The 24,432-nt window shown below is 60.9% G+C and carries 21 protein-coding genes; 11 read left to right on the top strand and 10 right to left on the bottom strand.

Annotation, left to right across the window (positions count from 1 at the left end; genetic code table 11):
• Positions 1-33: 33 nt before the first annotated feature.
• The 5 genes from EHW12_RS21245 to EHW12_RS21265 all read right to left on the bottom strand — a co-directional run bounded on the left by EHW12_RS21245 (position 34) and on the right by EHW12_RS21265 (position 4,597).
• Positions 34-999: a Ppx/GppA phosphatase family protein gene (locus tag EHW12_RS21245; protein WP_125051677.1), complete on the bottom strand. Its 966-nt coding sequence runs from the start codon at positions 997-999 to the stop codon at positions 34-36.
• Positions 996-1,541 carry a DUF501 domain-containing protein gene (locus tag EHW12_RS21250; RefSeq protein ID WP_054827653.1) on the bottom strand — a complete coding sequence of 182 codons (546 nt, stop codon included), beginning with the start codon at positions 1,539-1,541 and terminating at the stop codon, positions 996-998. Before EHW12_RS21250 ends, EHW12_RS21245 begins: the two co-directional genes overlap by 4 nt.
• Positions 1,538-2,107, bottom strand: coding sequence for a septum formation initiator family protein (locus tag EHW12_RS21255; RefSeq protein ID WP_019744627.1), 570 nt, complete (start codon positions 2,105-2,107; stop codon positions 1,538-1,540). The genes EHW12_RS21250 and EHW12_RS21255 overlap by 4 nt, the downstream gene beginning before the upstream one ends.
• 176 nt (positions 2,108-2,283) lie before the next feature.
• Entirely contained in the window at positions 2,284-3,570 is a 1,287-nt protein-coding gene (eno, locus tag EHW12_RS21260) for a phosphopyruvate hydratase (protein ID WP_003946309.1), read from the bottom strand.
• Positions 3,571-3,784: 214 nt separating this feature from the next.
• A complete protein-coding gene (locus EHW12_RS21265) occupies positions 3,785-4,597 on the bottom strand; it encodes a lytic murein transglycosylase (RefSeq protein ID WP_116058051.1) in 813 nt (270 codons plus the stop codon).
• Between the two features lie 140 nt (positions 4,598-4,737).
• On the opposite strand from EHW12_RS21265, the gene efeU reads away from it, so the two are divergent.
• Genes efeU through efeB form a run of 3 tightly spaced genes read left to right on the top strand, consistent with a single transcriptional unit; the run spans position 4,738 to position 8,066 of the window.
• Positions 4,738-5,640, top strand: coding sequence for an iron uptake transporter permease EfeU (efeU, locus tag EHW12_RS21270; protein WP_125052698.1), 903 nt, complete (start codon positions 4,738-4,740; stop codon positions 5,638-5,640).
• A 14-nt stretch (positions 5,641-5,654) separates the two neighbouring features.
• Positions 5,655-6,785: an iron uptake system protein EfeO gene (gene efeO, locus EHW12_RS21275; protein WP_125051679.1), complete on the top strand. Its 1,131-nt coding sequence runs from the start codon at positions 5,655-5,657 to the stop codon at positions 6,783-6,785.
• Entirely contained in the window at positions 6,786-8,066 is a 1,281-nt protein-coding gene (gene efeB, locus EHW12_RS21280; RefSeq protein ID WP_063316802.1) for an iron uptake transporter deferrochelatase/peroxidase subunit, read from the top strand.
• Here the strand turns inward: efeB and EHW12_RS21285 are convergent.
• The gene (locus EHW12_RS21285) at positions 8,039-9,175 is read right to left on the bottom strand and encodes a glycosyltransferase (protein WP_020908547.1); all 1,137 of its coding nucleotides are present in this window, start codon (positions 9,173-9,175) and stop codon (positions 8,039-8,041) included. The two genes, efeB and EHW12_RS21285, sit on opposite strands and share 28 nt — an antisense overlap.
• 116 nt (positions 9,176-9,291) lie before the next feature.
• Here EHW12_RS21285 and EHW12_RS21290 point away from each other — a divergent pair, with 116 nt between their 5' ends.
• From EHW12_RS21290 to EHW12_RS21315, 7 genes are all read left to right on the top strand, one after another.
• Complete coding sequence (locus tag EHW12_RS21290) at positions 9,292-11,058, top strand: alpha/beta fold hydrolase (RefSeq protein WP_233272335.1); 1,767 nt, start codon at positions 9,292-9,294, stop codon at positions 11,056-11,058.
• Positions 11,059-11,069: 11 nt separating this feature from the next.
• Complete coding sequence (locus EHW12_RS34995; RefSeq protein WP_241199021.1) at positions 11,070-12,476, top strand: O-antigen ligase family protein; 1,407 nt, start codon at positions 11,070-11,072, stop codon at positions 12,474-12,476.
• Complete coding sequence (locus tag EHW12_RS21295; RefSeq protein ID WP_241199022.1) at positions 12,404-13,426, top strand: glycosyltransferase family 1 protein; 1,023 nt, start codon at positions 12,404-12,406, stop codon at positions 13,424-13,426. Before EHW12_RS34995 ends, EHW12_RS21295 begins: the two co-directional genes overlap by 73 nt.
• A gap of 7 nt (positions 13,427-13,433) precedes the next feature.
• Positions 13,434-15,023 carry a flippase gene (locus EHW12_RS21300; protein WP_125051692.1) on the top strand — a complete coding sequence of 530 codons (1,590 nt, stop codon included), beginning with the start codon at positions 13,434-13,436 and terminating at the stop codon, positions 15,021-15,023.
• On the top strand, positions 15,020-16,108 hold the full coding sequence (locus EHW12_RS21305; RefSeq protein WP_235867847.1) for a glycosyltransferase family 4 protein: 1,089 nt from the start codon (positions 15,020-15,022) through the stop codon (positions 16,106-16,108). The genes EHW12_RS21300 and EHW12_RS21305 overlap by 4 nt, the downstream gene beginning before the upstream one ends.
• On the top strand, positions 16,101-17,186 hold the full coding sequence (locus EHW12_RS21310) for a beta-xylosidase (protein ID WP_125051694.1): 1,086 nt from the start codon (positions 16,101-16,103) through the stop codon (positions 17,184-17,186). Before EHW12_RS21305 ends, EHW12_RS21310 begins: the two co-directional genes overlap by 8 nt.
• A 229-nt stretch (positions 17,187-17,415) precedes the next feature.
• Entirely contained in the window at positions 17,416-18,504 is a 1,089-nt protein-coding gene (locus tag EHW12_RS21315; RefSeq protein ID WP_054826105.1) for a cellulase family glycosylhydrolase, read from the top strand.
• Between the two features lie 15 nt (positions 18,505-18,519).
• On the opposite strand, the gene EHW12_RS21320 is transcribed toward EHW12_RS21315, so the two are convergent.
• Together EHW12_RS21320 and EHW12_RS21325 are read right to left on the bottom strand one after the other, a co-directional pair.
• Positions 18,520-20,283 carry a hypothetical protein gene (locus tag EHW12_RS21320; protein ID WP_125051696.1) on the bottom strand — a complete coding sequence of 588 codons (1,764 nt, stop codon included), beginning with the start codon at positions 20,281-20,283 and terminating at the stop codon, positions 18,520-18,522.
• A gap of 92 nt (positions 20,284-20,375) precedes the next feature.
• Entirely contained in the window at positions 20,376-21,155 is a 780-nt protein-coding gene (locus tag EHW12_RS21325) for an N-acetyltransferase (protein WP_125051698.1), read from the bottom strand.
• Between the two features lie 53 nt (positions 21,156-21,208).
• Between EHW12_RS21325 and EHW12_RS21330 the strand changes: the two genes are divergently transcribed.
• Positions 21,209-21,730 (top strand): YdcF family protein, encoded by a 522-nt coding sequence (locus EHW12_RS21330; RefSeq protein WP_241199023.1) that lies wholly within the window; start codon positions 21,209-21,211, stop codon positions 21,728-21,730.
• Positions 21,731-21,790: 60 nt separating this feature from the next.
• Here EHW12_RS21330 and EHW12_RS21335 read toward each other — a convergent pair whose 3' ends face one another.
• Positions 21,791-23,272, bottom strand: coding sequence for a sugar transferase (locus EHW12_RS21335; protein ID WP_125051702.1), 1,482 nt, complete (start codon positions 23,270-23,272; stop codon positions 21,791-21,793).
• A 319-nt stretch (positions 23,273-23,591) separates the two neighbouring features.
• On the bottom strand, positions 23,592-24,428 hold the full coding sequence (locus tag EHW12_RS21340) for a MazG family protein (protein ID WP_030536281.1): 837 nt from the start codon (positions 24,426-24,428) through the stop codon (positions 23,592-23,594).
• Between the last annotated feature and the right edge of the window lie 4 nt (positions 24,429-24,432).

The raw sequence follows: 24,432 nt of genomic DNA on the forward strand, positions 1-24,432 counted from the left end.
TTGCCGCACCCGACGGGTCGGGTGCGGCAGGGATCAGACTATCGGGTCGGTCTGAGCTACCGACATCGCGATGCCGTCGAGTATGTCGTGTTCGCTGACAACCAGTTCGGTGATCCCGGCTTTGGCTTCGAACGCTTGAGCCAGCACCGTGGTGATGATCGCTCCGCCGCCGATGACGTCCACCCGCCCCGGATGCATCGGGCCGAAGGCAGCACGATCAACCCGAGGCATAGCAATGAGACGCTCGCACACGTCGAACAGTTGATTGAACGAAATCCTCGACAGGTGCACCTTCTCGGCGTCGTACTCCGGAAGATCCTGCGCGATCGCGGCCAGCGTCGTCATGGTTCCAGCGACACCCACCCACGTGTGCGCCTTATCGACGGGTACGGCCTCGAACGCCTCGGCAAGTTTCGCGGTCGCGAAAGCCGTCGCCTCGGAAACCTGCTCTGCTGTAGGCGGATCCGACGGTAAGCAACGCTCCGTGACGCGCACACAGCCGATGTCGGTGGAGTACGCAGCCTGGACGCCCGACGTGTCGCCGAGGACAACTTCGGTGGATCCGCCGCCGAGATCGACCACCACGAAGGGGCCCTCGGACGGATCGAGTTCTCCCACAGCACCGCTGAACGAGAGGCGCGCCTCTTCGTCGCCGGTGATGACCTCTGCTCCGGATCCGGGAATCACCGCGCCGAGCACGTCCCGCGTCATCGTGAAGAATTCTTCCCGATTCGCAGCGTCGCGAGTAGCCGAGGTGGCGACCATGCGAACGGCGGTTGCTCCGGCATCGGCGATCATCGACGCGTACTCGACCAGCGCGACCCGGGTGCGTTCGATGGCCTCGGGCGCGAATGTCCCTGTCGCATCAACACCTTGACCGAGTCGCACGACGCGCATCTCGCGCCGGACATCCACCAGACGACCGTCGTCGCCGACGTCCGCGATCAGCAGTCGAATGGAGTTGGTACCGCAATCGACTGCGGCGACACGGCGAGTCACCGGTCGGTGTTGTCGGCATCGTCGATGCCAGGCCAGTCCGCGGGAATTGCAGTGCCGCGCAGCTTTCCGTGACCGGCCAACGCGACGGACTCGTCACCGAGCGGATTGACGCCGGGTCCCTTGGCAAGCGAATGTGCCATCAGCACGTGCAGGCACTTGACACGATCCGGCATCCCACCGCCGGCAAAGTCGGTTCCCAGAGATTCGATCGCGTCCCGCTCGGCAAGGTACGACTCGTATGCCCGTCGGTAGGCCGCGGCAAGTTTCGGATCCTGGGTCAGGCGTTCGGTCATTTCACGCATGACGCCGGCGGATTCCTGACGGCTCGCTTCGGCAGTCAGTCGCGGGTCCGTGAGGTAGTACAACGTCGGGAACGGTGTTCCGTCCGGAAGTTTGGGGGCGGTCTTGACCACGCCCGGCTGACCGTCCGGGCTGCGGTACGCGATCTCGATCACTCCGCGTGGCTCACGGCCCAATTGAGCGGCAACGGCGTCGAGATCCGCTTGTGAAACCTGTGGGGAATTTTCGGACGTGTTGCTCACCCGGTGGGTACTCCTTGTTCTTCTGGCTCTATCGGCGCCAACGGCATCGGGGCCGGTGTCGTCGTCTCGGGAACCACTGGCGGTTCCGAAATCGTTTGCCACAGATCGCGATACCACGGACCTGTGAGCGGTGTTTCCTTTTCCTGCTTCTTCTCGGGTTCCTTGTAGTCACCGGGAAGCTGAACCTGGAACGGGGTCTCGCCCGGTTTGACGTACCGAAGGCGTTCTCGTGCAAGAGCTTCGATGTACGCAGGGTCGTCGAAGCGCGCGTTCTGCCCTTGCAGCTTTCGCAGTTCTTCCTCGAGTACCTGACGTTCCGCCGCCACCTGCGCGGCATCCGAACGCTGGCTGATGTAAGTACGGAGCGGCACTGCCAGTGTCAGCGCCAGCATGAGCACAACCATCGCGAGCACAACTGCCCGACTGGTGGACAAGCCGAAAATGGTGTTGTCCGACTTCGGAAGCCGAGACCAGAACTTGTTGGTTCCGCTCTTCCCCCGGGCCGACTTCGACCCTCGCGCCGACGCTTTCTCGGCGGAGACCCCCGGTTGCGCGGGGTCTGTCACAGCGGAATCGACTGCTTCCGGATCTACCGAAGGTTCCGACACGCGCGGGCGTCGGGCGCTGTCCCGACGCGCACGCGACGGTGTGTCCCCACGACGGGAACCACGACCCCCCGGACTTCCGCCGGGGGATCGTGGCTTACCGCGCTGTGCAGACACTACTGAATCTTAGATTTCCGTCAGGCCTCGAAAGCGAAGCGCGGGAACGCAACCTCGCCGGCGTAACGTGCTGCGTCGCCGAGGTTTTCCTCGATGCGCAGCAGCTGGTTGTACTTGGCAACGCGCTCGCTGCGTGCCGGAGCACCGGTCTTGATCTGGCCGCTGCCGACGGCAACCGCGAGGTCGGCGATGGTGGTGTCCTCGGTCTCGCCGGAACGGTGGCTCATCATCGTCTTGTAGCCGTTGCGGTGAGCGAGATCGACGGCGTCGAGGGTCTCGGTCAGGGTGCCGATCTGGTTGACCTTCACCAGGAGTGCGTTGGCCGCACCCTTGACGATGCCTTCTTCGAGGCGCTCGGGGTTGGTGACGAAGAGGTCGTCGCCGACGAGCTGGATTTTGTTGCCGATCTGATCGGTGAGTGCGACCCAGCCGTCCCAGTCGTCTTCGTCGAGCGGATCCTCGATGGAAACGAGCGGGTAGGCGTCGATGAGCTCGGCGTAGAACGCCGCCATCTCGGCCGCGGTGCGGTTCTTGCCCTCGAACTTGTAGCCGGTGCCGTCGGTGTAGAACTCGGTGGCAGCGACGTCGAGAGCGAGCGCGACGTCGGTACCCAGCTTGAGGCCGGTCTTGTTCACGGCGATCGTGATGAGGTCGAGTGCTTCCTTGGTGCCTGCGACGTCGGGCGCGAATCCGCCTTCGTCGCCGAGACCGGTGGAGAGGCCCTTCTCCTTGAGAACCGACTTCAGGGAGTGGTAGACCTCGGCGCCCCAGCGCAGCGATTCCTTGAAGCTCGGTGCGCCGATGGGAGCAACCATGAACTCCTGGACGTCGACACCGGTGTCTGCGTGTGCGCCACCGTTGAGGATGTTCATCATCGGGACAGGGAGAACGTGAGCGTTGGGGCCACCGACGTAGCGGAACAGCTCGAGGCCCGAGGACTCGGCGGCGGCGCGAGCCACGGCAAGCGAGGCACCGAGCAGAGCGTTTGCGCCGAGACGCGACTTGTCCGGGGTGCCGTCCGCGTCGAGCAGCGCCTGGTCGACCGTGCGCTGCTCGGTTGCGTCGATGCCGATGATGGCAGGAGCGATCTCGCCGAGCACAGCCTCCACGGCCTTCTCGACGCCCTTTCCGCCGTAGCGTGCGCCACCGTCGCGCAGTTCGACGGCTTCGTGCTCACCCGTCGAAGCGCCGGACGGCACCGCAGCCCTGGCGAAACTTCCGTCTTCGAGCAGAACCTCGACCTCAACCGTGGGGTTACCACGGGAATCAAGGATCTCGCGAGCTCCGACCTGCTCAATACTGGCCACTGTGTGGTTCTCCTTCGAATGGGCTTCGCATTGGGGCACGCTCTGCGTGCTTGACACTTGGGCTCCGACCCCTCCGGTCGAAAGAGGACCACGATCGCGGCTGGGCCTCTGCAGTGCCAGCACCTCTGTAGTGCCAGCACACAGCCTAACCGCACGGGCCGAAGGCTTCTTTATCGACGCGCGGTCACGGGTCCGACCTGCGGATCGATCACCGTCAGTCCGGCCGTACCCCGACTGAATACGCCGACGCACGATCACGAACGAGTGCGAGATAGTCGCCCGAGAGGTTGTACGCCATCAGTGCCTGCTGCCATCCGGCAGCGGAAGTGAGGTCTCCCCCGCGTGCACACAGGTAGCGGGCGGCTGTGAGGGCAGCGTCGTCGATGTTGTCTGGGTCCACCCGGCCGTCGCCGTTGGCGTCGACTCCCCATTTGAGCCACGTTTCGGGGATGAACTGCATGGGCCCCATCGCACGGTCGTGCACTGGATCGCCGTCCATCGCCCCGCCGTCGGTGTCGGGGATCTCGGCAACTCCCGGGCCACCGTCGAGGGGGATTCCCCGAATGATCGGAGCAACCTGGCCGAACGCGTCGACCGACGAGCCGTCGTAGGTCCCGTGGCGGCTCTCGACGCTGCCGATACCGGCCAAAGTTGTCCACCCGATTCCGCAGCCGGGAAGCGTCTCGGCCATGACCGCGGCGGCGTACCCGTAGGCCTCGAGTGCCGTCGTCCCGATCCCGATGTCGTCCGACAATCCCGCTGCCCAGTCGGCGAGTTGATCAGCACTGCGGCCGGGAGCATTGATGTCGATCGGCGGCGTCGGAGAGCCGGTACCTGGGGGTATGCCCTCCGGAATGGCTACTTTCGGTTCGTTCGATCCACAAGCCACGACGCCTGCGCCCAGCAAAGCTGTTCCGGCAGCTACTGCTGCTACGGCTCGCGAGAGACGCCGGGGACTTCTGCGGGCTGCGGGAGTTCGGTACACCCCTCCATCATCCACATGAGAGTGAACTACTCCCGAATCCATTGGTAAAGAACAGCAAAAGTACAGGTGAGAGCATGGTTCGCCGTCGATGATGGAGTATCTTCTTCTGAGTTAAGGCTGGCCTAGCCTCATGCGTTCGTCAGAAGCTGTTGCACTCACTCAGTCAGGAGTCGCCCGTGCCCGTGTCGGTACTCGCTGCCGCGAGCACACCATCAGTTGCCACCCAGTTATTCGGCAGTGGCCTGATCGGTCTGCGCGAAGGCCTCGAAGCGGGCATCGTGGTGATGATTCTCGCCGCCTACCTCGTAAAGGCGCAGCGCAAGGACGCACTGAAATGGGTGTGGCTCGGCGTCGCGATCGCCGTCGCGATGGTGGCGATCATCTTCTTCGCGATCCACTACGGAACGTCGACGGTCGACGGCCTGACCGCAGAGATCATCGCGGGCGTTGCCTCCCTGATCGCCGTCGTCATCGTCACGATCATGGTCCTGTGGATGCGCACGGCCGCCAAAAACATTTCCGGAGATCTGAAAGCGGGGATGGAGAAGGCGTTGATCGCCGGACCCGTCGCCATCTTGTCGCTGTCGTTCTTCGCGGTCGGTCGTGAAGGCGTCGAGACTGCGTTGCTCATGGTCGGTTACGCCGAGAACACCGCAGGCAGCTCCTGGCCGTTGGTCGGACTGCTCCTCGGAATTCTCCTGGCCGCCGTCTTGACCGTCGCCATGTACTTCGGCGCCCTCCGTCTCAACCTGACGACGTTCTTCCGGTACACGGCGATCTTCCTCATCGTCGTAGCCGCCGGAATCCTCTCGTACGGTGTTCGCGCTCTGCAGACCGGAAACGTCCTGCCGGGCGGTTCGAATCTCGCGTTCAACCTGACACCCGGCTACGACCCGTCGACCTGGTACGGCACCGTCCTCGCCGGAATCTTCAACTTCCGCCCGGACCCGACCGTCCTGCAAGCCGTCGCATGGGTCGTCTACCTCGTAGTCGTCCTCGCGCTCTTCCTACGTCCCCTTCCGTCGAGCCCATCGGAACCGACAACCCCGCCTGCGCACGACATACACGTTCCCGAAAAATCCTGAGAGGCATTGCCGACATGCGTAAATCCACCCTCGTACTGGCCACGGCCGCGGTACTTCCCTTCTCCCTCGCCGCATGCACCGAGAAGACGACCGCGAGCGACGGCGACATCGTCGTCACGGCCACCGACGATTCGTGTGACGTCAGTGCCACCACTGGAACCACTGGCAGTTCGACGTTCCAGGTGACGAACAACGGCTCGAAGGTCACCGAGTTCTACGTCTTCGCCGAGGGCGATCGAGCGATGGGCGAAGTCGAGAACATCGGCCCCGGCCTTACCCGGCAGCTGATCGTCTCCCTCCCCGAGGCTGCGACCTATCAACTCGCGTGCAAGCCGGGCATGGTCGGAACCGGCATCCGTCAGGACTTCGTCGTCACGGGCGATTCGCAGGCGGCCGCCGACGAGAGCGGCCAACTCGCCGAAGCTGCCGACGGTTACCGTCGCTACATCCGCAGCCAGATCGTCGCGCTGCAGGACACCGCAGCTCAGTTCGTCGCCGCCGTCCAGTCCGGCAACGTCGACCAGGCGAAGGCACTCTTCCCGATCGCACGTACCTACTACGAGCGCATCGAACCCGAAGCCGAGAGCTTCGGCGAACTCGATCCCAAGCTGGACCTGCGCGAAGCGGATCTGGAGCCCGGTCAGGTCTGGACGGGATTCCACCGCCTCGAGAAGGATTTGTGGGTGACCGGGCTTCAGCCGGATACCAACGCGGTCGCCGATCAACTGCTCGAAGACATTCAGTATCTTGCCGACCAGCTGAATGCCGAGGATTACACGATCGATCCAACCAAGATCGCCGGCGACGCCCAAGGACTGCTCGACGAGATCTCGACTTCCAAGATCACCGGCGAGGAAGACATCTTCTCGCACACCGACCTGTGGGATTTCCAGGCCAACGTCGACGGCTCGCAAGCGGCGATCGCGGCACTGAACCCGATTCTGCAGGAACGTAATCCCGAGCTCGCCCAGCGCATCGCTGACCGATTCGCCGACCTCGACGCTGCGCTGGCGCAGTTCCGGGTCGGCGACGGATTCGTGTACTACGACACCGTCACCGAGGCGCAGCGTCAGGAACTCTCGCGTAAAATCGATGCACTGTCCGCCGAGGTCAGCCAGGTCCAGGAAGTAGTCGCGGGACAGTAGATGACTGATTCACCAGAAGGCACACCCGCTGCGGAAAACGCAGCACCGCACGCAGTCTCACGACGCCGACTGTTCGGCGCCGTGGGGGCCGGCGCCGTTCTGGCCGGTGCCGGTGCCGTCATCGGGCGGGTGACCGCCGACGAGAGTTCCGGCGCCGATCACGCAGACGTGGTCGCCTTTCGCGGCGAGCATCAGGCAGGCATCACGACGCCGGCCCAGGATCGTATGCACTTCGTCGCTTTCGATGTGACGACGAAGTCGCGCGACGAACTGATCACGCTGCTGCAGACGTGGACGGCGATGGCCGAACGAATGACGGCGGGTCAGGAAGCAACCGAAGACGGAGCGACCGGCGACGGTCCGTATGCACCACCGAGCGATACGGGTGAGGCACTCGATCTCGCGCCGTCGCAACTCACCCTGACCATCGGATTCGGACCGTCACTTTTCGACGACCGTTTCGGGCTCGCAGACAAGAAACCTGCTGCCCTGCTCGATCTCCCCCACTTCCGTGCGGACAACCTCGACCCGAATCGGAGCGGGGGCGACATCGCCATCCAAGCGTGCGCCAACGATCCCCAGGTTGCCGTCCATGCGATCCGCAACCTCGCGCGAGTCGCGTTCGGGACCGCGTCGGTCAAATGGTCGCAACTCGGGTTCGGACGAACATCCTCGACCTCGACGACGCAGGCGACACCACGAAATCTGTTCGGGTTCAAGGACGGAACAGCCAACATCAAGGCGGAAGATCCAAACGCACTCGCCCAGCACGTCTGGGTTGATCCCACTGACGATCAGGCCTGGATGGCGGGCGGATCATTCCTCGTCGCCAGACGAATCCGCATGCTGATCGAGCAGTGGGATCGCGCAGTACTCAAGGAACAGGAAGCTGTCATCGGCCGCTCCAAACGCAGCGGAGCGCCGCTCGGCGGCAAGGACGAGTTCGACGAGCTCGATCTCGATTCCAAAATGGGACACGACTTCGTCATCCCGGAGGATTCACACGTGCGCCTGGCCTCTGCCGAGGAACTCGGTGGGATTCAGATCTTGCGCCGCGGATACAACTTCACGGACGGCTCCGATGGCTTCGGCCACCTGGACGCGGGACTGTTTTTCGTTGCGTACTGCCGGAATCCGGTCGAGCAGTTTGTTCCGATGCAGCAAAACCTTTCACGACACGATGCGCTGAACGAATACATCCAGCACGTCGGTTCTGCGGTCTTCGCTTGCCCCGGCGGTCTCGCCGACGGGAGCTACTGGGGCTCCGCGCTGTTCGCGTAGCCGAACACCGGGACACCGGTCCAGGTTGCGATCTCGGAACGAAATCTGCGCACGGAGTACTTCTCGTACGAGCGTGCACCATTCACGTCCACTGCGGCGACATCTCGGATGCACTCGGCCACCGATTCCCAACTGTCGTCGTGGAAATGGAGTCCGTCGACACCAGGTGTCACGGTTTCCGAAGCTCCCCCGATGCTGTTCGTAATCACGCGCGCACCCGCAGCCATTGCCTCCACCGGCATGATTCCGAAGTCTTCGATCGCCGGAAAGACGTATGCGAGTGCCTGCTGATACAGCGCAAAAAGCAACGCATCCGAGGGGCGCCGAACAATTCGAACGGGAACCGACGCAGAGTCAGCCATCGCGCGGAGCCGATCCTCTTCCGGGCCCGACCCTGCGATGACAGCAGCCGTTCCGGCCCGCTCGGCTGCCCGGATCACCCAGTCCAAACGCTTGTACGGAATGAACCTCGAGGCACCGAGAACGAATGGCGAGGGCAAACTGGATAGTAGCTGAATTTCGTTTTCGCTCAATCGGGACCGCCAATCCTCGACGGCGGAGATCCGGTCGACGTCCACCGGAGGGTGGATGACCCGTGATTGCACGCCCCAGGCTCGCTCAACCCGTCGACTGACGAACACACTGTTCGCTGCGAACGAGGCTCCCTCCGACGCTCTTTTGCGGTCGATCTTGCGCAGAATGGGTGATCCCAGCCTCGCGAGTGGCGAGTTTCCACGCTCGTCCAGTTCGGGATTCCACACGTACCTGGCGGGGGTGTGCACGTAGACGAATTTCCGGAATCGCGCAGACTGCTCCCTGAATGTTGCGTGATGGGCAAACACGTGGGAGCTGATCAGCGCGAAGTCATAGCCGCGGTTCTCCAACCCTCGCCAGGTGAACGGCATGACAGGCAATGAGAGCGCTTTGCTACGACGCAATGGCGTTGCAGCGAGCACACTTTCGTTGACATCGGTTGTCGAGTAACGCCCGGGAGCATCGTTCCACAGACAATAGAGGTCAGCGTCCGGATAACAGTTGACGAACTCGTCCAGCACCTTCTCTGCGCCGCCCGAACGCTCTATCCATTCATGGACGAGTACACCTGACATTTTCGGACTCCTATGCGCTTTTTTGGCGCTTCACAAACCTAGAGATTGCCGGATCGGCATCAAACAGACTACTGGTATGTTTACTAGCAACATACAGGCAACCGATCTTGACCGGAGTGATCACCATCGAGACTCAACTGGCCACGTGGTTCGGGTCGGCAGACAGGCCGTTGCTCGGATTCGTTCACGTGCCCTCTTCAGGAACTGTCCGAGAAGCCGTGGTCATGTGTCCCCCGCTGGGCAAGGAGCACATCGACACCTATCGCGGCATGCGACTTCTCGGCGAAAAACTCGCGGCACAGGGTATGGCCGCTTTTCGTTTCGAGTACGCGGGAGTCGGCGACTCGGCCGGTGCCGAAGACGATCCTGACGCTCTCACCCTCTGGCTGAAGAGCATCGTCAGCGCTGTGGACTATGTCCGACAAGCGGGCGCGGAATCCGTCAGCATCGTCGGACTGAGAGTTGGTGCCCTCCTGGCAGCGTCGGCATTGCAGGAGTGCGGACACGTCAACTCGATAGTCCTGTGGGACCCAATTCTGACCGGCCGCAACTACCTCAGGGAACAACGTGCGTTCTACGCGATCAGCGTCGGAGAGGACGATCCCGCCGACTCACGTGTGTCGATCATGGGTGGCGTGCTGGCTCCCGAATGCGCCGACCAACTGTCACGTCTCCGCATCACCGGACCATTTCTCGGACGTCCACGCACCCTTCTGGCCGTGAAGTCTTCGGTACTGGACAGCAGAGCTGTCGCCGGGCTCGCAGCAACTCTTGATCCCGAGATGATGATCTTGGAGAACCACGACGCGTTCACGTCGCCTCCCAGTTTCTACGTCGACATCCCCTACACACACATCAGCGAAATCGCACAGTGGTTGGATCGCCACGCGCCCACGAGTTCCTCCGCGTTCACTCCCGCGATCACCACCACAGCTCGCGTCGCGGTCACCGAAGTCGGCGAGGAGGTGTTCGAGACGTTGGAACGATTCGGCGCTCAGGAGCTCTTCGCGATCCGCACGCATCCCGCAACTTCTCCCGAATCCGAGGCAGGCAACATATCGACCACCGATGCGCCTCCCGAGCGCGGACTACTGTTCTTCACTACTGCAATCGAGCATCGAGTCGGGCCTGGCCGCTCGTGGGTGACCATCGCTCGTGAGGCCGCGGCTCTCTCGGTCACGAGTCTCCGATTCGACCGACGAGGGGTCGGCGACTCGGGTCCGATCGACGCCGACAATCCGACGTCGGTCTATTCACACGCGGCAGACGAGGACGCACGCACTGCCGTTGCCGCACTCGGCGCAGATCCGAGAAACCTCGTGATGACCGGATTGTGTTCGGGGGCATGGACCTCAGCGTCCATGGCGCTCCAGATGGGTGCGAGATCGACAATACTCGTAAACATGATCTTGTGGTCGGTGAGGCGCAAGAAGTCCCTGATGGATGCTGTCTTGCCGGAGGCTCCTCGAATCGATCCAGGTGCCGAAACCACGAAACTTCCCCTCCGCGGACGGGTGAAAGGCGTACTGCAGTCCCGTCTCCCCTATCCAGCGTGGAAGCTTCTGGGAATCAGGGGAATCACGCAGGTTCCTGAGGTAATGCTGGAGGCACTCTGCAAGCGTGGGGTGGATACCACCGTCATCCTCTCCCCCGCGGACGCCGCATGGTTCAATCAGCAACGCGGACCCGAAGGCGTTGCCCGGATGACTCACCGAGGACAAACGTTCGACGCGATCATGCCACCGGTCGGCGATCACCCGTCCTACCATCGTGACCTCCGAAATATCGTGCAAACAAAGGCGATTTCTTCGATAGCGAAAGCATTCGGAATTACGACGGTCCCTCGGGCCGACACGGCGAATGCGAACCGGTTCATCGCGTGAACACATCATTCATGTTTGTTGCTGCAATCTTCGCAGTACCCATCGTCGTTGCGATCTACCAGCGACCACAACGCGGCTTGCTGCTTGTTGCACTGTTCGCTCCGCTCCACGGTCTGTTGGCGATCATTCCCGGCGGGACATCGATGGCCGGTTGGAAGGAGGGGTTGCTCCTGCTCACGTTGGGATGCACCTTCGTCAGCCCCAATCGCCTTCGGGTAGTGCGCCCCTCGATGCCTTGGTGGCCGGCTGCCGCGGCCTGGGTAGCTTTCGGTTCCGCGTCAGCACTGCTTCTGTCCGGTATCGCCGGGGTGACATCGATAAAGATCACCTACTTCTACATCTTGATACCCGTCATTCTCTGGCGCGCACCGTTCTCGCGGGACGACCGAGATCATCTCGTGTCCGTCCTGATGAGTATGGGGATACTGACAGCAGTCATCGGACTCCTTCAGCAAGCAGTAGGGCCTGCATACCTGGTGGATCTCGGCTACAGCTACACCGAACAGATTCGAATCACCGGCTCGATCTTGCGAAGCTTCAGCACTTTCACCGGTCCGTTTGCGTTCGGTCTCTTCGTGATGCTGAGTTTGATCGTCGGTATTTCGGTCGCTCTCGCGGATCCGAAACGGCTGCGCAACATTATCTTTCTGGCCGCAACTCCGATCATGGTCGTAGGCATGGGAGTCTCGATTGTGCGGGCCAGCTACATCGGGTTGGCTGTCGGGCTTCTCTGGATTGCCGTATACAAGTATCGGTCTATCTTGATGTTGTTCGGCGCGGCTGCCGCTGCCGTTCCCTTTGTACTTCTGTTGGCACCACCATCAATCGTCAAACCACTGTTCTCGTCGTACAGTCTCGAAGAACGCGGTAGCGGATGGTCGTCGACAATCAGCTCGCTGTTCGTGCATCCACTCGGGCAAGGTCTGGGCGCAACAGGATCCGCGGCAGCAAAGGCGGCGGAAGCAGCGCAACCGATGCTCAACACGATGACGATCAAGGCCGCGACAACACTTGGGCTGATCCCCTATCAGCCCGACAACTACTACATGAAAGTCGCAGTCGAGCTCGGACCGATCGGCTTGTGGATTTTTGTCCTGGTCCTCATATCTTCCGGAGCGTCCGCGCTGAGGGCATCGCGTGTGCTTCCCGGCTCGGACGGCGCTTTGGCTCTCGGTGTCAGCGCCTCGATCGTCGCGGCCGCGGTCGCTTCTGTCGTCTCGACATATTTCGAGATATTTCCCCTCGACCTCTATTTTTGGCTACTGATTGGAACCGTGGGATGCGCACTGACTCAACACCACTCGGAGAAAGAAGCGATATCCGATCACGAATCACCCTCGGAGCCATGGCACTCCGACCTGGTGGGGGCGGCGTCCAAACCTATGCACGCGAACTACTCCGAGAACTCTCCCCACTGATCAGCGAATCGACGAACCTCAGCGCAACAGTGCAAATCGACGCTGTCGATGAGATTCCAACCGGCGTGCGCGCCGTGACGCGCCCTGTTGCCTCCGGAGCACACAGAGCCGCGTGGGCGATGGTGCCGGTCGCGGGCAGCGACTTGTTCCACAGCCTCGACGTCGACCTCCCGATCGGGCAAGGCGGCCTGAAGATCTCGACGTTTCACGACATGTCGGTATTCGACGTTCCGTGGGCCTTCAGTCGATATCGAGCAGCTGGCGAACGCCGACTCCTGTCCGCGGCGCTACGCAAGGCCGACGTCGTCATTGCAGTATCGGACTTCACCGCCGAACGAATACTCGCGCTGAGCGGTCGGCATGCCGTTGTCACGCCGCTGGCACCCGCATCCTGGGCCACGATCCCCACCGAAGCTGCAGTGACCGAAGTTCGGCGGCGATTGAAACTACCGGAGCGATTCGTGCTGCAGGTCGGAACGATCGAACCTCGAAAAGATGTCGCTCTGGTCGCCGAAGCGTGCACGGAGCTGTCGATTCCTTTTCTGCTGGCGGGCTCCGGCTCGACGGGCCCCGACGCGCCCCATTCCGCCCGAGGATTGGGTTACGTCGCGACAGAAGACCTTCCGGCACTCTATTCCGCCGCAACTGCTGTCGCTTACTCCTCCCACTACGAGGGGTTCGGTCTGCCGCCACTCGAAGCCATGGCGTGCGGCGCGGCAGTGGTTGCGAGTGCGGTCGGAGCACTGACCGAATTCGCCGACAACGCCGCCGTGCTTGTCCGCAAGCACGACAAGGCTTCCTGGTTGGCCGCTCTTCGCTCAGTCGTCCTGGACGACGATGTCAACACCGCACTCCGTATATCTGCGCCACGTGTCGCGGCCCGCTCGACGTGGACCCGAACAGCCGAATACACGGTTGACGCGTACCGCACTGCAGGGCTGAGCGTGTGAGTTGCTCATGACGAATCGCAATTCGACGGGCACCGAGCCCGTATCGCCGCGAGAGTTCGCCGAATTGCGCCAGGCCGCTATCGACAAGTTCGAGAAGGAACGTCGCGAGCGAGAGACGAAAATCCACGGGCCGGCCGCTCCGGATTTGACTGCGAACGATGCACGCCGAAGCACTGCGATCATGCTCGGAAGCCGGATCGCAGTGGCAGCGATGGGGTGGACCGGCTCGGTTCTGATCGCGCGTTCGATCAGCCCTGACGAATTCGGTAAGTTCTCCCTCATCTTCGGATTGCTCGGATTGTTGTCCGTCGTCACCGATCTCGGCGTCGGCCGAGTGGTGCTCGCGAAGTTGGTCGAGTGCAATCCGTGGGAAGTTTCGCTGGTCACCACCGCGTTCATATCCCTACGGGTCGCCCTTGGTCTTTTCGGATACATCGTCGCGGTGGGTTATGTTTGGATTCTCCGCTACCCCGCAGAAGTGGTCGAAGCAACGGCGGTCGCTGGTTTGGTCGTTGTCGTTGCCACTCCCAGCCATGCACTTTCCGTCATGTACCAGAGCCGCCTGCGCATGACGTATGTCGCGATCGCCGAGGGCGTCGGGCAACTCGCCCAGCTTGTCGCGACCATCGTCGCGGTTTTGTGGCAGCCGATCCTCCTCGTTCTCGTCATCCCTGCGGTCATCAACGAAGTGGTCGCGGCCGTCGTGAAAGTGCGCGGTGTCCGAAAGGGCGTCGCCGGGCCTAGGCCGTCGTCACGAGCGCAGTTTCGTAGGTGGCGGGAAATGCTGATCGAAGCAATCCCTTTGAGCATCGGCTTCGCTTTGGTCACGCTTCTGTCCAAAGTTGATGTGCTGCTCTTGGGCAAGCTCGATACTTTCGATTCGGTCGGCTTGTACACCATCGGGTACAAATTCGCGGACCTTCTGCAAATCGTCGCAATCACCGTAGTCACCCCGGTAACAACACTTCTCGTGTCCTATTGGCCCGACAGCGTGGCAGTGTTCCGCGAACGAAGCCGCGAAACATTCATCGTCCTGACAGTTCTCGGGAGCGCATCGATCGCCGCGTTCTGGCCTGCTGCCACCGGAGTGCTCACCTTTCTGTACGGAGAGCGGTTCGCAATTGCAGGGACCTCGACGCGACTGTTGGTGCTTGGCGCATGCTTCTCGATGCTCACCCAGTTGGGGTTGATGATCCTGGTTGCGAGCGGCCGGCATCGAATATATCCGTGGATTGCATTGGGCGGCTTACTCTTCAATATCGTGGTCAACATCGTGTTGATTCCTCGAATGTCATTCAACGGAGCGGCAGTTGCGACCGTATCGACCGAACTGCTTCTTTTCGTTGCAATTTGGATTGTAGTGCGGCAAAGTCTGCCGGTTCACAGAATGTTTCCGATGCTCCCGCTCGGAGCGGCCGTCGCCCTCTGCGCGGTGGTCACAGTGGCAGGAACGATCTGCGTCGAAAGGTTGGGCGTGCCATGGCCAGTCGTTTCGGTTCTCGCTCCACTTGGGACAGTCGGAATCTATGCACTTGTATCGCTCGCGGGCGGGAAGTCGCCACTCGCAATGGTAAAACCCGACAGGGAAGTAAAATGACACGAACGATCATTTTCGTCAGCCACACTGGAGAGATCTCCGGCGCCGAACTGGTCATGCTCCAACTGATGCGTTTGGCACACGAGCAGGGTTTCACGGTAATGTTGGCTTGTCCGGAAGGGCCGCTGAGGGATCGCGCACGCGCGTCAGTCGACTTCGAAACGGTCACGCTACCAACCCTGTCGCTCAGAGGCGAAGGGGGTCTGGCACGCGTCCTGGCGATTCTCGAAGTTGCAAAGAATTGGCGAATTGCCGGGCGCATCATTGCGTCTCGGGCTCAGTCGGCCAGCTCGACCGTGATAGTCAACTCACTGTTCGCATTGCCGGTGATCAGGCTCGGCCGCGTACCGCAACGTGCAACGTGGCTTGTCCACGACACTCTCTCGAGCACAAAACAACGAATCGTCGTACGGATTGCAAAACCCGGGATACGACGAGCAGTCGCCGTCTCCGGACCGACATCGCTTCCTGTTCTTTCGCTGGGAATTCCCACCTCGGTGTCACGACTTGGTGTTGTAGTTCCCCCTGAGGTAACGGAAGTTCGATCACCGGCACGCCGAGTTGTCGGAATCATCGGGTCACTGACGCCGTGGAAAGGCCACTTGGTGTTGATGGATGCCATCGCCCGCACAGTGGACGTCCAACTCGAAATCGCCGGACTTCCGTTCCCGGGCGATGAAATGTACGCACAAGTACTTCGTGAACGCGCACAGCAGCCGGATCTGGCGGGTCGCGTCACATTTCTCGGATATGTCGATTCACTGGCAACTATCAAAGGATGGGACATCGCGATTTCTGCGAGCACCTCTCCCGAAGCCGGCCCACTCGTGGCACTCGAAGCAATGAGCATCGGAGTGCCAGTCGTCGGAACCGATCTCGGCGGCACCAGCGAGCTGCTGGGGGACGGCGCCGGATCGCTCGTCGAGCCATCTGATTCAGTAGAACTCGCAGCCGAGATAACGAGACTGTTGGAGGACGGGAGTGCACGATCCGAATTGTCACGCATCGGCCGGCGGAAGGTAGAGGACCGATATGACATCCAGAAGAATCTTCCGGCTCTGCTGAAGGAGCTCATCGATGGCTAAGGCACGTCGAGTCGCCGCAGTCGCAGTGGTCTTGTTGATTGTCGGATTGGTAGTCCATTCTTCGATTACCGCAACCGGCGAACCTTGCGCAGTTCAACCTTCGTCAGACAATACTGGCATCGCACTGGGTTCCGGCTATACCGCAATGAGTGACGCCGAAATGGATCGAACGGTGGAAGCTATTCGATCATCGGGTTCGCACTGGGTCAGATTCGACATCGACTGGTCCGCCATCGAAAGTACCGAGGGCACCTTCGACTGGTCCGGAACCGATCGCCTCGTGGACATCGCGAAATCTTCCGGGCTCGAGATTCTCGGTCTCATCACCTACACGCCTGCCTGGGCAAGAGATCCGGCAGCGACGAGTCCTGACACGCATACCCGTCCGGCCGACCCGGACGCGTTCGGTAGGTTCGCGGCGCTTGCCGCTGCCCGCTACTCGAATTCCATTTCGTCATGGGAGATCTGGAACGAGCCCAATCTCCAAACATTCTTCAATCCGACGCCGGATCCTGAGTATTACTCGAAGCTGCTCGCCGCATCGAGCGTAGCAATCGAGGCAGTGCAACCGGGCGCAACAATTGTCTCCGGTGGCTTGTCCCCCGCAACTGACAACGGCGCTGACATAAGCCCCACGACGTTCCTCGCGAATATCTACGAATATGGAGCTGGACAACACTTCGACGTTGTCGGAATGCATCCGTACACCTACCCGGCACTGCCCTCGGACCCGTTGACTCGAAACTGGAACTCTTTCTATCGAATGCGGCTGATGCACGACACAATGGTTGCAAACGGCGACTCGACCAAATCTATTTGGGCGACCGAATTCGGGGCACCAACAGGAACTGGTCTCGACGCTGTGACCGAGTCGATGCAAGCCGAGATACTGCGTGACGGATTCAACGAAGCGCGTAGCCTCGGGTTCGTTCAGAAGGTCTTCGTTTACAGTCTCCAGGACCGCGGCTCCGATCCCGGTGATCGCGAACAAAACTTTGGCCTTCTGAATCTCGACTTCGAACCGAAGCCCGCAATGGCCGTGTTGCAAGATGCAAACGAAACTGGAGGATGCCTCTGAACTATTGATCATTTTCGACCACAGTCACCGAGAAAATCGGACAATACCAACCGGCGCATTTCGCAGTAGCACCCAACCGGACGGAAGTACTGCAGAACCGACTTCGAGACTGGTGCCAAGTGACCCAATTCATGCAATTCTTTGATTTGTCGGATTGGTCATCTAGTTCGGCTTCCAACTTGTCTGTCCCGCACCGGTTTCGAGTCACTGTGGAAAGAAGGTGGTCGGCGTGAGTCGACTTCGATTGTCCCTCGCCTGCGCCCTGTTGACTGTCGGGTCATTGAGCGCGTGTGCACCGAGTCCAGTTCCAACAACAACCCCAACCCCGAACTCGACGTGCAGTTCCGTTGGTTTAGGGATCGCCGCGGGTGCCCCACTCAACGGTCTCTCTCAGAATGATCTCGATGCAGAACTGACCGCAATGAAGAATGCTGGCGCGACCTGGCTCAGGTTCGACGTCGATTGGTCCGCCGTCGAATCAACCAAGGGCCAACAGAATTGGAGCGCAACGGACCGCGTCGTCGATCGAGCACGTCTCCAAGGATTGAGCGTCTTGGGAATCGTTACGTACACGCCGGCTTGGGCTCGCGTCGCCGGGGTCAACGATACCCACGGGTATCCATCCGATCCGGCCGCGTTTGCCAAGTTTGCACAACAAGCAGCACAACGGTACTCGAACAGAATCAGCACTTGGGAGATTTGGAACGAACCGAACCTGACACAATTCTTCCGCCCCAAGCCGAATGTGAACACATACACTGCACTCCTGAAAGCCGCATCTGAAAGTATCCGTGCGGTACAACCGGGTGCAAAGATTCTCAACGGCGGTTTGGCACCGGCCGTCGACAACGGATCCGACATCTCACCGGTCACATATCTCAAGGGTATGTACGCGGCAGGAGCAAAGTCTTCATTCGATGTCTTTTCGATCCATCCGTACAGTTGGCCTGCGCTACCTTCGGATTCGTCCACCCAGAATTGGAACACTTTCTACAGGATCCGACTGATGCGAGAATCGATGGTGCAGAACGGGGACAGCGGAAAGAAAGTCTGGGCAACCGAATTCGGAGCTCCGACAGGTACAGGCCCGACCGCCGTCAGCCCGCAATTACAGGCCAACATCATCTCGGATGGATTCGCGCAAGCAAAGGTGCTCGGTTACATCGAGCGCATTTTCATCTACAGCATGCGTGATCGCGGAACCAACACTTCGGATATCGAACAGAACTTCGGTCTGGTCACGATCAATTACACTCCGAAACCCGCACTCGCAGCGGTGAAACAGGCAGTTGGAGGGTGCAGCACACCCAAGATCTAGTGAAAGCCCGGTCCTTCAGGATTCCGACTGTCCGTCTGCTGAATCCGAACGTATAAGGCTCACGCGAGTTCTTTGCCTCCTCTTTCGAATTTCCGCTATATCTTTGGAGGTCAACATAATTCGTTCGGTCGAGGCTTCGGAGTCGATGCCGTCGGCTTCCCCGGACGCCTTGACACCAGTTGCATCATTGCTGGTCGACTCCGCTCCGGAAATCTCCACTGCGGACGCCTCGACTCCGGCGCCCTCGATATCAACAGCCTGCACGATCTGCGGCTCTTCGATCTCGACCCCTGCGCTCGGCTTGGGCGTAGCCTTCGGCAGGTTCTTCTTCGCAATACTGACCGTTTTCGCATCCACCAGGCTGGCGCGATCCCTTCTCGAATCCAGGGCGGAAGTATCCATTCCGTACGGCACGGCAACGGAAGGCTCGTTCAGCCGCGGCGCACCGGACTTCACCCAGGCGCTGTCGGACGGGGCCTGTGAGTTCGTGGCCGAGTTGGTCGGCTCGGCCGCCAGTTTCACTGAACTTGCGGGCCTGCGTCTGCGACGCAGCACCGCGAGGGTAAGTACGTCGAGGAGAGGCTCGGGAGCAGACGGACCCACGAGTACCAGTGTTCGCGCAACATCGACTTCGGCCAAAGCCCTGAGGCATTCGACGATCTCCCGTTGGTTGGCGTGCTGTGCGGAGACAACAACCAGGGCAAACCCGGTTCCATTGGAGTCAAATCGGCGCCACCAGTCCGACTTCAGCGAATATCGGGAGACCCCGGATCGCACGTGCGCAGGAACATCCCATGATGTGGAGGGGACGCCGTCACCCGAAAGCACCAGGACATGATCACCGAGACTTGCACGCTGGCATATCGTCAGCGCGAGGTTCGGCGGAAACTCAGCGGCTTCGGAGTGCTGCAGGAGTAGTGAGGCTCCGTATTTCCGGGCCGTTCGACGTGCCCACGCGTCGGTCACTCGCGAACTGAATCGACCCCGGCAGGCAGAGAGGATTTCGGCAGCGAGAATGAGGACCACCAAGAACGCAACCGCCGACTCGACGAGTGGCTTCGGCGCAACCGGCAGACCCGTTCCCGCGGGGGCGGAAAGCAACTGCAGTCGGTCGGAACCGGATACGGTCGATCTCAACTGGCGCAACTGCTCCAGCCTCGCGTCGAGATCCGCCTTGATAGTCGGATCGTCGGCGGGCGTCTCGTATTCGTCCAAGCTTTCTCGCCGCGCTGCGTCCAAGTCCCCGTTCAATCGAGCGATGTCGTCGGTGAGAACTCGGGTACGACGATCCAGCGTGTCTGCATTGCGTCGCGCCTGCGCGTCGCTCAAGGTGGCGACGACTATTCGTGCCAGCGCGTCCGCGTCAGCCTGACTGAAGGCAGTCGCCTTGACGAATACCAATGCCGGAGAAGTACCCGGCGTCACCGAGATGTGGCTCGAGACATCCGCTGTCGTCCACCCGTTATTCAACTGGTCGTGGATGGCGGCAACCACATCGCTATCGGTGGCCAGTGCGACATAGGGGGCAACCAACTGGCCGAGGTTCGCGTCCGTCACGACGATCTGAGAGGCAGACTGAACCTCCGCGACGATGTCGGATTGATACACCGGTGTCGCGCTTCCCCGCACAGCGTAGACAATCCCACCGACGAGCAATGCGATGACAAGAGCGGGGAAGAACACTCTTGCAAGGTTTCGTGCATGCCTCACCAGGTCGAAAGTGGGCGGAACGCCGAGTTCGCGACGTATCACCGCATCCCTGGTACTCGAATCTGCCATCTTGAGTACCCCCGATTGGATCGCGCGTTGAAGCGTAGCTGAAAGAAACCAAAAGTTTGCCGAACGCACACAAACATACCTGACGGCTGATGTCAGCTACCAAGTAGCCATCGCGGTCGCGACCACATCTGCCAGTACTCGACGATTTCGGCTCCGCTCGCGTCGTACAGAGCATTGCCGGCAGCGCTGGCGAGACCACACACGGCGCCGTCGCCGACAGCCTCGAATGCGGCTGCCGACACTTGCCGAAGGACCCGTAACCCATGTCCGCGCCGCTGTCCTTGCGCCCTGGTTCCGGCCGCCCACACAGTGCTGATGGGCTTACCGAACGACAGCATCGCTGCGGTCTGCAGCGTGTCGAGTTCGAACAGGCCGACGACTGAACGCTCACTTGGTCGGTCGGGGGCCGCCTCCTGATACACCAGAGTCGCAGATTCGCGATCGATACCGAAAACATCCTCCGCAAGTTGTCGTGCTGAACGCAGGTCGCCATCTTCCAGGATCCGCACCGCGGCATCCGGCGCTGACGGAGAATTCGGTAGCGCGCGCAGCGAACTCGAACCTACGCACACCCACCCTGCATCCGCGAGGACGGTCGCGGCATCCAGACCCGCCCCGGCGAGCATGACAACGGTGCGCAGTCGCTCTGCGAGCACTCGTTCCACAACGGCGACCGTGTTTTTCCGCACATCACCCCCATGGACCAATGCAAGGTTGTAGCTGGGATCGGGTGCACCCGTGAGAGCGATCCACCAACCGTCGTCGGCGAGATACACACCGGTCTCAGGTACGAGTCCAGACATGTTCTGCCCATAGGCATCCCGTAAGGCGGTCAACCCCGCCACCGTCCGAAGTGGTTGCCATCCGGTCATCGTCGTCTCCTGAGTCCAGGTATTGTGGGGCCATCAAACAGATCAAATCGGCCTTGAAGATTGCGGGCATACCTCTATCACTCCTCGCCCTTGGTGCGGCAACGGGTTGGCCCGTCTTCGTCTCACCCAAGATCGATGCACCACGAAGTGCTGACGCTATCGTTGTCCTCGGCGGAGCACACGACGGACGCGAGGAGGTCGGAATCCAACTGATGAAAGACGGTTACGCACCACGCCTGATCTTCTCGAATCCTTACGGCGACAACGACAAGAAGATGCGGTCGATCTGCGAGGGTACGTTCGACTTCCCTGTCGACTGTTTCGTCCCGTCACCGTCCACCACCGAGGGCGAGGGGTTCGAAATCGAGAGAATGGCTAATGCCAACGGATGGAAGACTGTCATCGTCGTGACGTTCGTTCCTCATATCTCGCGGGCGCGGCACATCATTTCGCAGTGTTATCAAGGAGAACTGGTCATGGTCGCAAGCCGTCCGGAACTCTCGATCGGGACGTGGGCATTCAACTACGCCTACCAAACTGCCGGCTACGTCAAGAATCTGTTCTCGCATTGTTGAGCTCGACAGCTGACAGGAGGGTGCCCGGCGCGGATATCCGCGCCGGCACCAACCGCGTAGTCAGTACGCTCCGTCGCTTTTCGCGACCGCTGAGACGGTACGAGTAATGATCGAAAGATTTTGCAGGATAGACCAATTCTCCACGTAGGAAGAGTCCAGTCGAACAGATTCTTCCCACGAGAGATCACTGCGACCACTTACCTGCCAGAGACCGGTGATGCCAGGCTTGACCAGCAGGCGCCGGGCAACCTCGTCGTCGTACATCTCGACCTCGCGACGCAATGGCGGCCGCGGGCCGACAACGCTCATCTCTCCGCGAATGACGTTGAAGAACTGCGGTAGCTCGTCGATACTCAATCGACGAAGGATCTTGCCGACGGACGTGATTCGTGGATCCTCACGCATCTTGAACAACACACCTCCGGCGCCTTCGTTGTCCCCCATCAGATCGACAACCTGCTGATCGGCGCCTTCCACCATGGTACGAAACTTGAACATGGGGAACGGTTTCCCGTTGAGGCCGATGCGTTCCGCCTTGTAGAACACCGGGCCTTTCGACGTGAACTTGACTGCAGCGGCAGCGGCGAGCATGACCGGCGCCACGAGGAGGATCATCAGCATCGAGAACACCGCGTCGAAAACAGCGGGCGCAAGCCGGTTCGCGCCCTGGTAGCGCGGCCGCGCAACGTGAATCAACGGGAGTCCCGCCGCAGGGCGAAACATCAAGCGAGCCTTCGACACATCGGCCACGACCGGTGAAACCACCATGTCGACGCCCTCGGCTTCGAGGTCCCACATCAGTTTGCGAATGCCCACCTGTCCGAGGTCTTCGGTCCCGGTTACGATGACGGTGTCTGCGCCACTTGCGCGCATCGCCTCGACTACCTCGAACTCGTTGCCCATTACCGGGACTGCTGCTCCGTCGACAACGATGTGATCGTCCAACGCGGTCGCCCGACGCGGAATGCACGCTCCCACAACGTCGTAGCCTGCCGAGGATTCCCGCACGAAGGCACGCGTAGTAGCAACGACGGACGCATGTCCACCGACCAACAGCACCGAGTTACGGCAATCCCCGATCGCACGCTTCCTTCGAATGTCGCGTCGCCAGAGGTAACGTCCGAGAAGCAGCGCAGCGAGTCCGACGGGCAGTGCGATCATGAGGTAGCTTCGCGCAATTCCCACGCCCAGAATGATCCCGGCCAATGCGCCTACTCCGAAGACCTGGCCGGTAGCGAGCAGTACCTTCTCGTACTCGTCACTGCCCTCGCCCAGCATCGCCTGATGACGGCTACGCCCCCGTGCGAGGGCGATCATCCACAGTCCGCCCAACGCTGCAGACGCGATCACTTTAAGTGGTGTCAGCCACTCGATGGGATGCGGCCACATACTGCCGATCTGAGCGAGTGCGATCACGAACAGGACCGTGATCGAATCGCTCACTGCGATCCGCTTCCGGTATGCCCGGCGCCAGTCTGTTCCGACATGAGCGGAATCCTGCGATACCGCCGACCGGCTCTCCACCTCAGCATGAACGCTCATTTGCCATCAGTCTTTCTTGTCATACGAACGGCGTCAGCGGATCGAACGGCTTGGGGGATCGCTGATCGGTAGCCACCGCGAGCGTCCAGGTACGGCAACACCCCGCCGGTTGCCGTACCTCGCTGCTCGCAGTGCAGAAATGAACCGTCATCGGACCCCCCTACATAACCGCCGATCAAAGGCCAATTCATGCAAGAAAACGACCCAGTGTTGCTCATTTCGTACGTAAACATACCTTAGGTTTGTTTCAACTGCACTCACCAAGCCCAAGCTATTTTCCGATTGCCAGGTGATTACCGGGCAATTACGTCAAAGTGGGCTAATCCTCCACGTCTTCGAGACGTCTTCCCTCACGAATCCGAATGTCGGCGATCAGCATGTCCAGGGCGCCCAGGAGTGCAGTGTCGGCGCGTCGGCACTGCTCGATCAGAGCTTCCAGATCAGCTTCATCGGCGCTTTCGATCACACCAGCTTTGGCGGCCCTGCTCAGTACTTTTTCGGCGAGGAGCAACGGCGGCTGCGACCGAGCGATGCCGTCCATGGATGACGCGCGAGCCTTCTCGGCAGCCTTCAAAGCGTCCCACGCCCGCTCTTGCTCAGCGATGTCGACCGCCCCGGAACTGACCAGGTGCGGGCTGCGGTGCACGAGTTTCGCGATCAATGCACCGGCCACGTCGTCCAATTCGAAAACACCGTGTGCTTGAGCGATCCGCGAGTGGAACAACACCTGAAGCAACAGGTCTCCGAGTTCCTCCCGAAGATCGCTCTCGTCGTCGCTTCGAATCGCGTCGAGTACCTCGTAGGTCTCCTCGACGAGGTAAACGGAGAGGCTCTCGTGCGTCTGGGTCGACTCCCAACCGCCGCGATTCCACAACCGGTCCATGATCGACGCCGCTTCCACCAGTCGATCGCCGTGAATGGGTTCGGCGCGAATCATCTTTACCCCAGCGGCAGACAACGCCGCGATCTTCGGCTCGGCGGTGTCCATCATCACAGTCACCGCGGCGCCGGGTGTCGTGGCCGGCAGTGCGCCGCGTACCGAGTCGGGGACGTCCGGGTCGATATCGATCGCGCCGGACAGGAACGGGAGCGCCTCCAGCGGAAAGACATGCGGCCGCAAAGGATCGAGCAGTACGACGACGGGCGATTCGTTCACCGTG

This window comes from Rhodococcus sp. NJ-530, assembly GCF_003860625.1.
GTDB classification, from domain to species: Bacteria; Actinomycetota; Actinomycetes; order Mycobacteriales; family Mycobacteriaceae; genus Rhodococcus_F; species Rhodococcus_F qingshengii.